Raw genomic sequence first — 17,209 nt, 5'->3', positions numbered from 1 at the left:
TTAATCCCTGTCTTGAAGACCCGGAGATATTTTTAAAGGATTATCTTTTTGACAACTTTTTTATTTTCGTTATCTGTGACCTGAACAAGAACAACCTGACCGGTTAAACCTGAATTATCATGCTGGAAGTGGGTGCTATTTATGTTTTTATTTTCAGAAAGCAACTTTCCAAGAATATCAAAAATTCGCACAGTAGTTATAATTTGACTGCTTTGAACAAAGAGCATGCTGCTTTTGGTATAAACCATGACATTATTCTGAAATGTGGTCTGTGGATCGATACCTAATGTCCCATTAGAATAAGCCATTTCAAAACGTTTGTCAAAAGTCCCGATTTCGCTGCTGAAATGATACGGGGTCGTTTTAATACTAGTTGTAGTTCCTGTGAGGTTGTCTTTGATCAATATATCCTGATTTCCGGAAAATAATCCATCTGTTTTGTAAATGGCTATCGTAAAAGTGCCGGATTCTGTTGCTTTAAAACCTAATAAAACGTTATCATCAACTTCAAAAGGCAAAGCCCTGCCCTGAATAGTATAAGCATTGCCTGCGATAACGGAATACAACTCACTGCCTGTACCTCCAAACTTTAATCCGTCATATCCGTAATCAATTCCGCTTGTAGCTCCTGCTGCATACCCTACCAGTATTGTATTTAAAACACTGTTACTACCCGCAAGTTGTAGCCAGATACGGTGCCTCTCTATGTCAGGTTCGACCATATTTGATTTTACTACAATACTCTTGAAAAACTGATTAGCACTGTCTGGGGTCCTCATACTGTTGTTAAAAATCATATTACCTGCAGAGGTAGCCTGTACTAAAAATCCCTGCCCTGTTTGTATAATCCCGTTTGGGGTTACCGGACTGCTGCCCGTTCCGCCTCCGCCAACTGTAGCCGGTGTTCCTCCCATACCCGGATTCCATACCGCATAATTAGTGCCTGCAGGAAAAAGACCTGTAGTTGCATTTATGGCTAAAGTGTGGGCATAAAAATACAGAGTACCCGTAATTACTGAACTGTTAGCATTTACCAGTTCAGTTCCGCTGATAGTTGACGGATAAGGATTACCCATCGCATTGTAGGCAGCACCGGTCATTTGCAATGGTGTTGCGATATTTCCGTTATTTGGAATACCTGTAAAACTTCCAGTCCATGGTGCTTGTATGACAGACCAATCATTGGGTGCACGCACAGCAATTGCTTTTGCTAGTGGAAAATACCCTGTAGCCGGAGTTGCAGTGTAAGTATTATTTAAAATGTTATAGACATAAAAACGATTGGAAAGTGTATTAGGCGAAAATTGCTGCAAGGTCTGCACACTTGCTACCGGACTACTCCATAGTGTATGATCCAAACGTACAATTGGGGCAGAATCACGTAAAACAGTAATATTTCCTGAGTTGACAGCGTTACTGGTTTGTATCAGACTGGCGTTGCTCTGTAAAGTAAAGCTACTGCCTGGAACCACTGTAAGCATTCCGTTTAAAGTCACATTAATTCCTGAGGGGATCAAAACTACTGCATTACTATTCACCGTTAAAGAACAACACGTAAATGAAGCTGCCGGTGTATAATTAGCCGAAATAATAACAGCAGTAGTACTTGTTGGTATACCATTGCTCCATGATCCGTTCCAGTTTGTAACACTACCGGTATTTACAGTTCCTGTAGCATTTGCACTGATGCCGTTCCCATCTTTTACTGTAACAGTATAAGTAGTCGGATTCGTAATGTTTACGGCGACTGGATTGGCAATAGTAACACTACTTAAAAAATCAATCGGTGTCCAGCTATAGATAAAACCAGGATCACCAAGGACTGCTGTACTTAAAGAAACACTGGAACCGCTACAAGTATCTCCAGTCCCCTGGATACTAACTGTAGGATTGGCACCTGTTATACCTGTCAGTACTGTTATCTGACCTGATAGCAATGCAATATTGTTTGCGATCACGGTATTTGCCGATAAGAGATTGTGTTTTACCCATGGGTTATTGGCCTGACTGAAATTCCCGGCTAAAGTTGCTCCTGCTATTGCGGATTCACTTCCCGTAACATCCGCGTTTGTGTAAGTTCCATTTAAAGATACTAAATGTTGGCCTGCACCTGATTGGTTTACACTCCAATATCGGTTTAAATAATTCGAAGTACTTGCATTATCAGGATGTTTGATATTGGCTAATGTAATTCCAAAATAATCATTGACACTATTGTCATCATTTACTGTTATCGTTATGGGACTATATTCGGCCGTACCGCTTCCGTCTCCGACTGGATAAGTAAAGGGAACATACTGAGTCAGAATTTTCCTGATTTGTCCCCCTCCGTCAGCTATGATCATGGTCAGAGCATTTGGAGCTGTTATCGTAAGGTTGTTAATGGTAAGGTTTACTGTAGCAATATTTAGCGTTCCTGATAAAAGGTTCAAGACACCGCCTACTGTAGTTGCCTGTCCAAGGGTAACCCCTCCGGGACGATTAATTGTTAAATTATTTAAAGACGGATTAGCATCAAATAAATCCGGAGGCAGGGTAATTGCACCACTTCCTCCAAAGTTTAAAGAAGAAAGCGTACTAACATCAATATTTCCAGCAGTTTTACTTATTGTTCCTAAAATTCCCAGTGTACTTTCTCCTACCGCTAAAGTCCCGGAGGTCAGCGTAAGCAAATTAACATTTACAGCGTTGTATAGCAAAACACCGTTACCGTTAAAAATAGTAAGCTGACCGAATGTTGTTGGTACCGCCCCTAAAATAGATTGTGAAGAAATTCCATTAAAAATAATACCAGAACCTGAAGCAGCAACAAAAGTTCCATTATTCTCAAAATTACCACTGAGACTATGGTTAAAATTGCCACTATTCAAACTGGTTCCTGCTCCAATGGTCAGGTTTCCACCTATTGCTAAAGCGGATGTAGCAGTGGTTGATGTGTTCCCGACTAGACTAAAATTACCTAAAATAGGAGATAATGTTGCTGGCATCGTTTTGGTACCGCTTCCGCTAAGAATAAGATTTGAATAACCCGGTGTGCTTCCATTAGGATTTAGCACTGTCTGTGATGCTCCGTTATATTCTACTGTTGTTGTTCCTAAAACAATGGCACTCCAACTCCCGTTATTGGTTATTGCCCCGGCGATTCTCATAGTGCATCCATCTGTCATAGATAAGAGCGTACCATTGTTGATTGTGAGGTTATAAAAATTTGTGATACCGGAAATAGTAGCCGAAGTATTGCTAAAAATAATATTGCTTGTACTGGCATTAAACGTTCCTCCGTAATTACTCCATGCAGCTATACCCCCTATTGTAGCTTGGGCTGCTGTAACAGCATTGACTATACCACCACTTTTGATTGCTAACGAATTAATTTCTGTCACCGATGGTAAAATTGGATCAAAAGTAGTTGTTGCCGCATCAGGAATAATGATGTTTTTCGTGATAGATGGTCCTTCATTTGGAGTCCAGTTCTGTACAGTTGTCCAGGAAGTAGATACTGATCCATTCCATGTCAGTGTATTATTTGTGCTTCCACCGGCTAAAGTAATATCTTTAGTTCCATCAAAAGAACCGGAAAAAAAAGAAATGTCTACATTAGATAAGGAAACCCAATCATCATTTGTATTAAAGGCTGAAGCGCCGTATTCTGTATTTCCGTTTTTAGACCAAAAAACAAGATTTTCCTCATTGTTACCATTGAGTTCACTGTCAAGATAATGATAAGATACTGTCGCACTTGTTCCCGCTGCTCCGGTTTGAATCACTTCCATTTCCCTGTTTATAGCTCCCGTATGCCATGAAAGAGTGGTACCAATACTAACTCGTACGCTTACCTGGCTGGGCAGTGTTCCTACATTGGCAAAATAGACATTAGTAAACTGGTTGCCAAAACTATAACTTACGCCAGAGGTAATCGAAGAGCGTTTTATAATACCGGTTGTATCGCCTATTCCGGTAGAAACAGAATTGGGGCCCATATTCAATATCAAATTATTTGAACCATTCCACAGATCTAACGCCCCTTTAGTTGCCGACGGATTACTGCTTTGTAAATTCAGTACACCATTAATCGAAAAATTATCCGCCGAAGTTACCCCTCCTGCCCCATTTATAGTAAAGTTGTTTACTACGTTTGCAAAAAATCCAACTGGTAGTATAATTGCTATAGGGTTCGTAAAAAGAAGTGTTCCGCCTGCAGCAGAAACATCAATACTACCACTTGTAAGTGTTGGTGAACTACCTGAAAGCGTCACCGTATTGGCTCCTACTGATAGTGTTCCCGATAGTAAATTTAAGATACCCACCACAGAAACTGATCCGGAAAGATTGATACCACTTGGGCGGTTAAGGGTAAGATTATTTAGAATAACGGCGGGAAGACTGGCTACCCCACTACCTCCAATACTAATATTGCTGGTAAGACCTCCAAGCAAAGAACCTGACACTACAGAAATTGTTCCGTTAAGGGCCAGTGTATTTGCTCCTATAATTAAGTTACCATTGCTAAGAGTAAAGGGGTTATTAACGGTAATATTGCTATTTAGAGTAACTCCCAGTAAATTATTCACAGTAAAACCATCCATAGAATTGGAAAGCAATGCGCCGGCAGGAATATTTTGCGCCGCAGTTCCCGCAAATGTAAGTACAGAACCCAAAGCGGTTGCATCTATTTGAGCATTATTGGAAAAGATAAGACTACCCGATAATGTAAGTCCATGACCATTTAACAGCAGGTTAAAGGTTGCCTGGGTATTGGTAATATTTCTAAATGTTCTATTTTGATCTAAAAGGCAATTATTAAAAGGTACCGCAGCAAAAGATATATCTGATCCGTCTGGAGGAATCACCCCACCTTCCCAATTGGTAAGGGTAAAAAAGTCTGTACTGGTGGCTCCCGACCAAACATATCCTGTAATTTCCAGAGCGCCCATCTTGGGTGCAGCACTTCTGGCAAGTCCCGTATAATCTGTAGTAACCCCGGTTCCTATTACTGCAGGAAGTACTGCTGAAGTATAATAATTCAGGGCAATATTACTTCCAGCTAAAGCAAATACAGGATTGATATTCAAACTTGAAGGATCCTGTAAAGTGGCCGTTTTCCACAAAGCCAGACTCGTTTTATCCGTACCACTAAAAGAACCTAAAAATGCGTTTGCAGTAACAACATAATCATTAGAATCAATAGTTAACCCATTACTTCCCGCGATCCGAATAGAATAATGCTTCCCTGTTGTCCCGCCTGTCCTTGCGTTCATGAGGATGTTATTTCTGTAATTACGTATAGAGCCATCATTAAGATTCCATAACGCGGCAGTCGGAGAAGTAACACCTGAAATTACAGCGCCGGCAACATACACCGAATTAAAATAAATATTGTTAATATATGTGGCACTGGCAATACTACTGTCATTGATCCCGTAAATACCGTATCCGCTGGTGATTCCTGTACCTATATTGATAATATTATTACTTACAGTGGTTGCGCCATTAGTCAGAAGTATTCCATTTATCCCCGAAAGAATATTAGTTGAAGCAGCAGTAAGGCCATAAACAAAATTGCCTGAAACAGAATTTGTACCTGAATTAGGCCCTGTATAATCAATGCCATTAACAATAACTGCAGCAGTAGGGTGAATATTATGAAGGTTATAAATTGTATTATTAGTCACCGATTGGTTGTTACCGGTCATTATTGCGTTTTGTTGTATACCTCTTAGCGTAGAATTAGAAGAAGTTGTCAAATCCCTTATAGTATTATTACTGATACTATTAGAAGCTTCACTGCTACAAATACCGTCCATTTTTGTAACGGAATTTCCGTTATAGGCATTAGTCAGATTAGCAATTGTATTTCCGGTAATGGTAGCAATATTTACAGCTGAGTTAATATAAATACCCCTTAAATCCTGTTTGTTGAGGGATGCCGTAGCCGGCGAACTGGTATTGATACTGTTGGCAGTAGAAAGACTGCCGATAAGATTATTACTTACCGTTATAACAGAAGTTGCTGCACCGCTAATCACAATGGATTCAAAGCAATGTGAATATCCCGCATTTCCATAAGTGGTTACAGAACCAATAGTGTTGTTCTGCATACTGGCCGTATTACTATTGAGATGACGTATACCATGCGACGTAGAATAGGTCGCGCCGTTAATAATCACACTTGGTATACTACTGTAGCCCGCACCTCCATTTGTAATAGTAAAACCCGTTACAATACCTCCGGAAATAGTAGCAGTTGCTGTTGCCGTGGTCGTGCTTCCTGAAAGTGTAAAAGTAATTAACGGAGGTGCCGTAAAGCCACTACCACCGTTAACAAGAGTAAGTGCTGTCAAGGCGCCGCCAGAAATAGTGGCTGTAGCCGAAGCATTTGGAGTAGTAACCACAATAGAATTTGTACCGGTTGCTGAGCCAATAGTGTTACCTGTCACTGTAGCATTTCCCATGGATAAATATATCCCATCCCATGGATTCACACTAGTGCTACTGTAGACAAGGTTTTGAATCGTATTGTTCTGCAACAAACATGGAGTTGTATTATTTCCTGTAAAGGAGATAGCGCTAAAAAAGGTAGCAAAACTTGAATTCATCGTCCATGGAGCTCCGGTACACAATGGGCCACTTCCTCCTATAAAATTACCACTAACTGTATGCATGCTGGGGGTAGAAATACGGATAGCACTATAAATATTGTTTCCTATGCATATCAGAGAAGCTGTATCATAAAAACTATTGCTGGTAATCATCCAATCTGTACTGTTACCGGCAATATTAACACCATTAGAACTATTACTGGCATTAAAAAAATTATATAAGGCATTAAAACGGATAATATTCCCGCTGTTCTCGCGACCTGCTGTTCCATAACTCAAAATGGCATTCAGCGGACGGTTCAACCCTGCACTTGTCAAGTTGCAGTATTCAATTATGTTATTGTCATTTCCATTTCCTGATGCTGAAGAGACAAAATACACAATACCAGTCGAAGCGCTTAATCCCGATCCTTGTAGTGTTGTATATCGAATAGTATTATTCTCTGCAGAATTGATCATTTGCAATGCAGAAGCTGTCGCAGCTGTGCTGGTATTTATAAAACTAAGGTCAGCCGTCGCTCCGGTGACATTTACCCTGCCATCAATAGTAACATTATCAGCACCATTAAGATTTACCAAAGGATTGGCAATATTACCATTAATCGAATAACCACTGCCAGTGGCATAAATTAAGATAGAATTATAGTTTGCCAGACCTGTGCCACTAGAATTTAACGCTGCTGTAGTAGTCTCGGTTGTACTACTTATGATTTGAATGGTTATAACTCCCGCGACAAGACCCGCATTGACGGCATCAAAAGCTGCTTTTAGTGTGGTATAATTACCACCTATACCAACCGTAACCGATGATAAAGTAGCACTAATACATTCAGGATTTGTTCTTTCCCGCATTGCATTTGCAGGTAAGAAATTAAAAAGAAAAATAAAAACAGAGATAGAAATAGGTAGCTTATCTTTCAAAAAGGTACTAATTGCTTTTCCTTTATTCAAAAGAAGCATTAGGTTTTTCATGATAATCAGGAAGGGAATTTAAGCCTGGGTGCAGTGTTGTCTTTTAGATACTATATCTTACAGGAAAATACACAATACGCTTTTAATCAGTTAAATATACCATTTTATCTTTAGGTCCAATGATAATGTTTATAAGTTTATTCTTAATTTTACACAACAATACTTAATGCCTTTAAAATCAACAGTTTAACTTTTTTTTTTATATAAAAAATATTGTAAAGTAGAGTAACTGAAAAATACTTTATTACCTATTATAATGGTCTTACTTTCGTAATACAAGAATTATAATGTGAATTATATAAAAACAGATTACACGTGTATAAAAGTAGTCGTTTTTAAAATTGCACTTTTGAAAGTATCAATCACCAATTGAAACACCTGCTATTGCTTTCTGGAAAATTATTTTGACAAAGCATCATTAATCCAATATAAATATTTCTGCAGTGTTCATTCCAAGAACTACTATTCTGTGTTTATTTATTTTTTAATTCAGTCTGATTCTTAGAAAATTTTTAAGTAGACATAAAATGGAAGATTATGTTTATTATGGACGCCCGTCTTATATGTAATGTATCTGGCGGGTTTTTCATCTATAATTCCTACTGAAGCAATTTTACATGAAAAATAGTTAACAGTTACCAGGAAAAAAACATCCGTACTAAGTTTGGTTCAATCACAATTGAAAATTTTGCAAAAAAAAAACTTGAAAATAATCATCCTCAAATAATATAATTAATTACCAGTATTTTTTATAAATTTGCTATAATCACTGGGTTAATGTGTTCTCGAAAAAATGATCTAGCAGATTAACAAAATGTTATTTTTCAATTGAAATATTGGATAAAGGTTTACTTGTTTTTTGTTTGTTTTATTTTGTTTAGATTCGTACTTTCTGTGTACCTCATAATCTGAAAACCCAGTAAATACTGGATTGCTAATTTCTGCATCGGAAAATAAATGACTATACAAGATTTAATTGGTAATTATTCCGTTTCCGGAAGCAATCAGGACGAGAGCAATGGAGTAAGCTATAAAGGTATTTTGAGTTTATCATTAGATAAAAACTTCCGAATTATAGCCAAATGGCTTATTAATAACTTGCAGGAACAAAGGGGTTACGGATTTTTTAAAGATAATATTCTGGTCATTAATTTTAGCTATAAAGGCGAAGATAATAAAACCTATAAAGGAGTTGCTGTTTACAGATGCATCACCAAAGATGTTTTAGATGGTTTCTGGTCTGAAAAGCACGGAAATCCTCTTTATTTAGGAGCCGAACATTGTCTAAGAATAGAGAGTAGCGAGAAGCCAAACTAACCAGCATTTATATTGGTGGTTGTATAAACGTAATTGATCTAAAGCGTAAAAGAAACAACGGAATATTATAATCATACATCACAAATACTACATAGCTAAAGACTTTATTCTTAAATCTATATATTGAAGTGCATTTCTTTATTGTAATATTTTTCTTCGGTTGTGTTGCGCCTGTGAGAATCAAATATAAGTTTTTAAATGATTTAAAAGTTAGCCCGCCAATTTACAGAATAATTTAAACATAGTTATCCCTGGTTCAATCATCTGATTCTTGCTCAGCGACTTCGGATAGCAATGACCTTTAGTATTCATGAGTTTAAGAATTTAAAAAAGGTAAAGATAAAACTTAGCTTTAGATGCGACAAAACCCTTAAAAATTACTAAGATCAAACCTGGAAATGACTTATTATAGGAAGCGTAATTTTCTGAATGATATGATATTCTTTTTCCCTAATAATCAATAACAAAACAAGAGGTGCCAAAAATGGAATTCCATCTAAAAAAGTTACTTTGATCATCTGTAAAAACACTCTTCATATTAAATAACTTTTAGGGTGATGGTTTCTATGACAGCACTTCAATAGTCCAGGATTTTTTAAAGAAATTTAAATTTAGAATTGATAAACAACCTCTAATTTATAATCTTTTAAAGATACTTTAACGTGCTCTAAATCCTCAGTAAATCCAAGAATATAACCACCTCCGCCAGAACCACAAAGTTTTAAATAATAATCGTTTGTGTCGATTCCATTTTGCCAGATTCCGTAAAATTGTTCCGGGATCATTGGTTTGAAGTTGTTTAAAACAACTTTTGATAGCTTTTTAGTATTGGTAAACAACGATTTCATGTCACCATGCAAAAAGTCTTCTACGCAAGCATCAGTATATTTTACAAATTGGTTTTTAAACATAACACGGAAGCCTTCGTCTTTCAGGTTTTCAATAAAAATGTTTACCATTGGAGCAGTTTCGCTTACGATTCCAGAATCTAATAAAAAGACAGCACATTTTCCGTCAAAACTTTGATTCGGAATACCAGTTGCTTCAATATTGTCTTTAGAATTAATCAAGATTGGAATACTCAAATAACTGTTTAAAGGATCTAAGCCAGAACTTTTTCCGTGGAAAAAACTCTCCATCTGAGCAAAAATATTTTTTAGTTGTAACAGTTTCTCACGGGTCAAATTCTCCAAAACCGTGATTCTGTTTGTCTCATATTTGTCGTAAATAGCGGCTACAAGAGCGCCACTACTGCCAACTCCGTATCCTTGTGGGATACTTGAGTCAAAATACATTCCGGTTTCAACATCATTTTTTAAACTTAGCAAATCAAAATTACCCAAATAAGGTTGCTCATTTTGTAAAGCTTCAAGATATGTTATGTAACGTCGTAAACTTGCGTTTGATGCAATTGCTTCTGGCGAAGGAACTTCGGATTTCTTCAATGTACCATTATAAAAATTGTAAGGAATAGAAAGTCCTTTAGAGTCACGGATAATGCCGTATTCTCCAAAGAGTAATATTTTTGAGTAAAATAATGGTTCTTTCATGTTTATTTTATGTCTTTCTTTATTTTATTTGGGTCTTGTCCCGTATCAAAAATGGTATAAATTCTAATTTCATTTGAACCAAGACTATACAAGAAGCTTGACTTTTTTATTACAACACATTTTCTGTTTGCACTCATGTAGTTTTTTATTATGGTTTCGTAAATTAACTACTATCGTGTCAATTGTTTAAAAAATCGAATTTTAAACCGCAAAAGTATTTTTCCTATTCAGGTTTCACAATAGCTAAAAAAGGCTGTTTTTAACCTACTGGAAACAAACGCTGATAAATAAATAATCCTTTAAAGGAATGATAGGGGGAGTTCATATATTAACTTGTCATTTTATTAAATGATTTGGGAAATCCTGAACCTTCTCGCAACAAATTTGCTCCATAATTTGTTGAAGCTGGGATTTTAAAATGGCTATGGTATGATTACCACCTTCTGCACCGAGTGCTGCTGTACCATACATAAAGCTTCTGCCCAGAAAAGTAAATTCCGCACCTGAAGCAAGTGTTCTCGCAATATCAGGACCTGAACGTAAACCACTATCCATCATGATCTTTATTTTACCTCTATAATTCTCTACAATCCTATTGAGTGAATGGATCGCTGATTCAGCAGCATCTAATTGCCGGCCTCCATGGTTGGAAACGATGATTCCATCTATTCCTAATTTAATGGCTTTTTCTGCATCAAACTCACTGGAAACACCTTTTAAAACTAGTTTACCTTTCCACATATCGCGTATTGGCGCAATCTTTTCTTCATTCAATTTTCCTGTAAATGTCTCATTCATAAATGCTGACAATCTTAGCATATCCATATCTTTAGGCATATAGGGCTTTAATAGCTTAAAGTTAGGTTGGCCATTGATCAGGGTCTTAATTGCCCAATTGGGCTTTTCAAGAATCTGAAGAATGTTGTTTAGTGTCATTCTTGGAGGTACTGCAAAACCGTTCCTTATGTCTCTCGGACGATATCCAAAATCAGGGACATCGCTAAGAATAACGAGAACCGGGCACTGTGCTTCTTCAGCACGTTTTATGATTTTATCTCTAAGACTATTTTCTGTTGGATGATAAAGTTGAAACCATGCTCTACCTTCTGTAATCTCACTTATTCGTTCAATACTACTGGTACTCGTTGTGCTCAATATAAAAGGTATATTGTTCTCAAATGCCGCCTTAGCTAAAATTTCGGCAGAATTAGGCCATATTAGGCCTTGCAACCCGACCGGCGCAATTCCAAATGGTGCATCATAGGTATGGCCAAATAGCGTCGTTTTCATATCTGACTTTCTATGAGTTGACAGATAGTGAGGCGAGAGCTCTACTTTACGTATGTCCGCTGTGTTTTTATAAAGATTAGTATCCTCATTGCAGCCACCATCAAGATATTCAAAAACAAATTTTGGTATTCTTTTTTTTGCCTTGTTTCTAAGATCTTCTACAATAGGGTATTTTGGATTATAAGGGAAGCTCATTCTAATGTTTTTAATTAGGATTTTTAAAATTTCTTGCAACTTTGAACGTATTCTTATTTTTTTATTCTTGCCTCAAAACTCCAGGTTTTCTCTCTCCGCCAGGTAGCAATCGAAACTAATTATATTCCAATAAAGATTATTGTTTTGATCCAGGAATTGTTATTCCCAATCCGCCATCTATCCGGAAAGCCTCACCCGTAATGAAGGAGGCATTATCACTAGTCAGATAAGCCACAAAATCTGCGATTTCAACAGGAGAAGCTATTCTTTTCACCAAATGCATTTCTTCGCACTCCTTTAAAACCTTGGCTGGGTCAGCAGATTGACTCAATAGGTCACGCAAAAGTGGTGTGTCCACGGTGCCCGGGCAAACAGCGATGCAACGAATTGCAGGTCCATAATCTATTGCTATACTCCGTGTTAAGCCAATTTGGGCTGTTTTTGACGTAACGTAAGATGCTACCTGGTGTTGGGATACGAATGCCTGAACACTTGACATATTGATGATTACACCTTTTCCTTTTCTTTGCATAGAGGGAATGGCATATTTTGCGCAAATAAATCCTCCTCTCACATTTACAGCCATCGTTCTGTCCCATTGCTCTACCGAGCTTTCTGTTACAGTCGAATAATACTGTACTGCCGCATTATTCACTAGTACATCAATATCTCCAAATGTGGCTATGATCTTTTCTATAGCGTTTATTACGTCTTCTTCTTTGGAAACATCGGTTTTTATAAACAGGGCACGGTCACCCAATTCTTTAGCATATCTATTGCCCTGGTCCTCATCTATATCAAGAATTACCACATGGGCCTTATTTTCATGAAATACTCTAACACAGGCAATACCGATACCTTTTGCCCCACCGGTTACTACCACAATTTTATTCTCGAAACTCATATTTTTATTTGTTTACTGTGTGAAGCTAAAAGTAATCCCTTTACGCCCAAGTCGATTTTATTAAGGTGCCAACGGCCCAGGTTAGCGGTAAAAAGCTGATCTGAATGTACACCGCCAAAAGCTATATTGGCAGGGTTGGATAAAGTGTGTGCTTCCCAATCTTCCATCAGCAAGGTTGTTGTTCTATCTGTTGCAACTTTATAGATTGCATTTGGAATATAGCATGAAATATATAAGTTTTCAAACTCATCAAATGCAATCCCATCCGGCACCGTCTGGGGCAAAGTGCAGTATATTGACCTTTCTCCGGCAGATCCATCGGCGTTGATTTGGATCCTTTCCACACCCGGCAACCAGGAAGAAACCACATAAATTTGGTTTTCACCTTTTCCCATAGCCATACCATTGGCAAAGTTAAAAGGACCTTCATGCCAAACATGACCATCGCCGGCCGGAGAAAACTTTAGGATTTTCCCCTTTATAGCCTTGAAAGCTCCGCTTTCAGAAACATATAAGTTTCCGGAAGAATCAAATACGGCATAATTGGGGATATTGAACTGGTGGCCATCTGCACCTTCGCTAAATAGTGTTAATTCATTACTGACTATGTCTAGTTTCCAAACACATTTTTTGGCAGAATCGCAAATAGCCAGCCATTCACAGCCGGGACTAAAAGCTATTCCCAAAATAAAGCCTTCGGTATTGCATACCTCTCGTACATTGGTTCCATAAGGCGATATACAATATATCTGGCCACCTTCACCTCCTGCCCAAATGGTGCCGTCTATGTGTACTGCAATACATTCCGGATGATCCAATCCCTCTGCAAATAAGTAAGTTTTTTCTAAAAGGTTATTCATTGTGTATGTTTTTATAGTTACTGTTTTTTCCAACTTGCTTCGATTTCCTCAAGTGTTTTTCCTTTGGTTTCCGGCGCTTTTTCCCCTATAAACAGTACTAGCTATTTTAATATTTCAAAACTGTTCGGAAAATTAAAAATGGCAAAACCAGATGGCACTTACGTAACTTATTAAAATACAAAGCAGGATGTTATACTATTTGCTAATTTTGGTTTGAAGGCCGCTCGATAACCTCGAGCGAATTAACTCTTAGATAAAACAAACACATTCTGGAGCTGGGAATAGAAATTCCTTTCGATAATTCCGGAAAAATCTCTTTTAGTTTACTGCCAGTAATAGCCATTTCATTTCGCTGAACAGGCTTTCTTTACAACACATAACTAAAATTAGTCTCGTGTGTTGTATTTTCTTAAAAGTTCACGAACTTTAATTCCAGATTCTTTTAAGTCATCGTCTTTCCATTTTCCTTCTGATTTAGCCGACTCTTTTAGAATGGAACACGTTTCATCTTTATCAGAAATAGACCAGGTGATCCAGCTCAACTTTCGAGCTTCCATCCAATCTATATATTCCTGCCAGGCTTTGATATCTATAGGCACACCTCCAGAAACATCTACTCCGGCAGATTCTGAGATAAAAATGGGCAATCCGCTTTTTATAGCTTCATCTGTTCTTTCCCGTAATACTTTAGCATGTGAAGCTGCGTAAAAATGCATGGTATACATAATATTATCAAATCCTTTTATTGGGTCTGCAGCAGGAAGATCTACATATTGATCCCAATTAGGAGAACCTACTAAAATAATATTACGGGGATCATTTTCCCGAATTACCTTAATTATTTCTTCAGAGTAAGCTTTTATTTCCGGCCATGTTTCGTTATCAGGCTCATTGAAGATCTCATATATTATATTAGGATACTTTGCATATTTTTTAGAAACCTCACTAAAAAATCCTTTAGCTTCCTTTAGATTAATATTATGACTGTGCCAATCAATAATTACATAGATATCTGATTTTATTGCTCCGTTTACAACTGCTTCAATTTTTTGTTTAGAAAATTCAGGATTTTTTATGTATGACCATTCTCCAGGTTCAATGCCCATTGCGGCACGAACTACGTTGCAATTAAAATCTTTTTTTAACCAACTTACTGTTTTTTCATTATAAAATCTCGGCCACCAATTATGCCAACCAAAACTCATACCGCGTAAAACAATAGCATTATTATTTTTATCTACTAATTGGGTTCCGTTAACACTCAGCTGGCCATGATGTTTCACAAATTGGGCATTTGATATTGAAAACATCAATACTATAGTGAGAGTCAAAAGATATTTTTTAATTTTCATAATAAACTTATTTATATTAGCAATATGTTTTTTAGTTTATTACTGTCTCAGCAGAATAAAAACTAAAAACTTATTAGAAAAAAGCGATCTTGGATATACTACTTCAGATCCCCAAATCCTACAACAGACAGTACACTATAAATCGCTATTATATTTTAATATTACATGATTCTACTCTTTAACAATAGTAAACTCTGTTCTTCTATTTAACTGGTGCTGGCCAGCTGTACATTGTAAACCATTTGTACATTTATTTAACAATCTGGTTTCTCCGTAACCAACAGCCGTAATTCTGTTTTTGCTAATACCTTTATTAATAATATATTCTACTGCCGCATTGGCTCTTCTTTGTGATAGAACCATATTATATGCATCAATTCCACGACTATCAGTATGCGAGTTCAATTCGATCCAAATTGTTGGGTTATCATTCATGATTTTTACAAGCTTATCTAACTCAATTGCGGCATCTGGCCTTATGGCAGATTTATCAAAATCATAATATATATTATCCAGTTTAATAGCTCTGTTTATTTCAATTGATTCCAAGTATAAATCTTTCTTTATTTCAGTTGACACTGTAAGTCCTATTGTTGTTAGTGAAGCAGTATCGCTTCTATAATTCGTCTTTTCACTTACTAATTTATAATCAGATTCACTTTCAAGATTAAATTTAAATTTACCTTTTTCATCAGTTTCTACTTGTAATGGTGATTTATCAGTTTTGTTTAGTGTAACGATCGCATTGCTGATTGGCTGGTTGGTTCTTTTATTGTAAACGGTACCTGTTAGCTTAAATTCCAAAGTTAATTGCTGTATAAAACTAAAAATATCATCTTCGCCTAAACCACCAATTCGGTTAGAGGAGAAAAAACCAGTATTGGCTCTACTTAAATTAAATGCAAAATCATCTTGCGGTGAATTTATTGGATAACCTAAGTTTTGCGGTTCAGAAATCTTTCCGGCTATCAGTTTAGCACTAAAAATGTCAAGTCCGCCCATCCCTACTCTTCCATCACTACTGAAATAAAAATTATTGTTGCTATCAAAAGATGGACTTCGTTCATTCCCGTAAGTATTAATCTCTTTTAAATTAATTGGTTTTTCCCAATCTCCGGTATCTGTTTTCTGGCTAACATATAGATCAGTTCCACCTTTACCGCCTGACATATTGGAGGTAAAGTATAAACTTTGCCCGTCTGGAGTAATAAAAGGATCACCTAGCGAGTATTCATTTACTTTGTTATACTTAAAGGGTATTGGTACACCCCAATTTCCTAAAGTGTCTTTTTTACTACTGTAAATTTCAATATTCACTGTTGCTTGTTTACCTTTTAGAGTCTTAGCTTTTGTGTAATCTAATTTTTCCGGAATCCTTGTAAGGGTGAAATACATCTCATCCCCATTTTCTGTAAAACTCGCCGGACCAACATGATATTCTGTCCCTGCATTTATCGGGAACAATGCTACACTATCTAAACCTTTTTTAGAATAAAGCCTTAGGTAGTGGTTACCGGTCCAACCATATATCATTTTATTGGGCGCTTTCGCACCGTCAAATTTCAAAAACGGTTTATTTTTATTTTGACCATCTTTATCTTTTACTCCTCTGTCTGATGAAAATACAATCCCACCTTTTTGCATCACTGCGCCCCAATCTGACTGAGGGCTATTCAATGATTTTTCATTATTGATTATAAAAGGTTTTGGTTCTTTCATCCAGTAAAGAGCAGAATCGCAAGAACGTAACCACATATCTTTTAATAAAGGATTTAGATTTTTATTTAAATCTGCGTACTTATTGTACTGTATTATAGCCTCACTGTATTTTGAATTTGTTTGTAGTGCTCTTGCATATTCTAAAGTATTTTCTGCTGAACTTTTTTCCATACCGGCAGCTGTAGCATACCAACTTTCTGTTTGTTTGTAATTACTCTGATATTTATAACAAGCAGCTAAACGCTCTGCAGCATGAAGTGTCGCTTTCTTTTTATAGGCCTGCTCGTAAAGATCAATTGCTTTTTCATAGTTGTATTGTTCAAATTCTTTATCGGCTTCATTTAACACATACTGCGCTTTGACATTTGCCTGAAAAGCAAACAGAACTAAAATATTAATAATCAATACTTTTACTTTCATTAGTTTGTTGATTTATTTTCTTTATCATTAT

8 protein-coding genes are annotated in these 17,209 nt (G+C 36.8%); 1 reads left to right on the top strand and 7 read right to left on the bottom strand.

The features are described from left to right. Positions 1-32: 32 nt before the first annotated feature. Positions 33-7,571: a T9SS sorting signal type C domain-containing protein gene (locus ACQY44_RS23395; RefSeq protein ID WP_428232689.1), complete on the bottom strand. Its 7,539-nt coding sequence runs from the start codon at positions 7,569-7,571 to the stop codon at positions 33-35. A 957-nt stretch (positions 7,572-8,528) separates the two neighbouring features. On the opposite strand from ACQY44_RS23395, the gene ACQY44_RS23390 reads away from it, so the two are divergent. Continuing rightward, positions 8,529-8,888, top strand: coding sequence for a hypothetical protein (locus ACQY44_RS23390; protein ID WP_428232688.1), 360 nt, complete (start codon positions 8,529-8,531; stop codon positions 8,886-8,888). Between the two features lie 611 nt (positions 8,889-9,499). Here the strand turns inward: ACQY44_RS23390 and ACQY44_RS23385 are convergent. From ACQY44_RS23385 to ACQY44_RS23360, 6 genes are all read right to left on the bottom strand, one after another. Then, positions 9,500-10,438: a mevalonate kinase gene (locus ACQY44_RS23385; RefSeq protein WP_428232687.1), complete on the bottom strand. Its 939-nt coding sequence runs from the start codon at positions 10,436-10,438 to the stop codon at positions 9,500-9,502. 336 nt (positions 10,439-10,774) lie between these two features. Further along, the gene (locus ACQY44_RS23380) at positions 10,775-11,923 is read right to left on the bottom strand and encodes an alpha-hydroxy acid oxidase (RefSeq protein ID WP_428232686.1); all 1,149 of its coding nucleotides are present in this window, start codon (positions 11,921-11,923) and stop codon (positions 10,775-10,777) included. A gap of 136 nt (positions 11,924-12,059) precedes the next feature. Then, on the bottom strand, positions 12,060-12,827 hold the full coding sequence (locus ACQY44_RS23375; RefSeq protein ID WP_428232685.1) for a glucose 1-dehydrogenase: 768 nt from the start codon (positions 12,825-12,827) through the stop codon (positions 12,060-12,062). Next, positions 12,824-13,687, bottom strand: a complete 864-nt coding sequence (locus ACQY44_RS23370; protein WP_428232684.1) for an SMP-30/gluconolactonase/LRE family protein — start codon at positions 13,685-13,687, stop codon at positions 12,824-12,826. Before ACQY44_RS23370 ends, ACQY44_RS23375 begins: the two co-directional genes overlap by 4 nt. A 386-nt stretch (positions 13,688-14,073) precedes the next feature. After that, positions 14,074-15,039 carry a glycoside hydrolase family 5 protein gene (locus ACQY44_RS23365; protein WP_428232683.1) on the bottom strand — a complete coding sequence of 322 codons (966 nt, stop codon included), beginning with the start codon at positions 15,037-15,039 and terminating at the stop codon, positions 14,074-14,076. A gap of 171 nt (positions 15,040-15,210) precedes the next feature. Then, positions 15,211-17,178 (bottom strand): OmpA family protein, encoded by a 1,968-nt coding sequence (locus ACQY44_RS23360; RefSeq protein WP_428232682.1) that lies wholly within the window; start codon positions 17,176-17,178, stop codon positions 15,211-15,213. Between the last annotated feature and the right edge of the window lie 31 nt (positions 17,179-17,209).

Origin of the sequence: Flavobacterium sp., from assembly GCF_965277525.1 — a bacterium.
Taxonomy (GTDB): Bacteria; Bacteroidota; Bacteroidia; order Flavobacteriales; family Flavobacteriaceae; genus Flavobacterium.
Note: the sequence above shows the minus strand (reverse complement) of the source record. Positions and strands in the feature narration are given on the sequence as shown.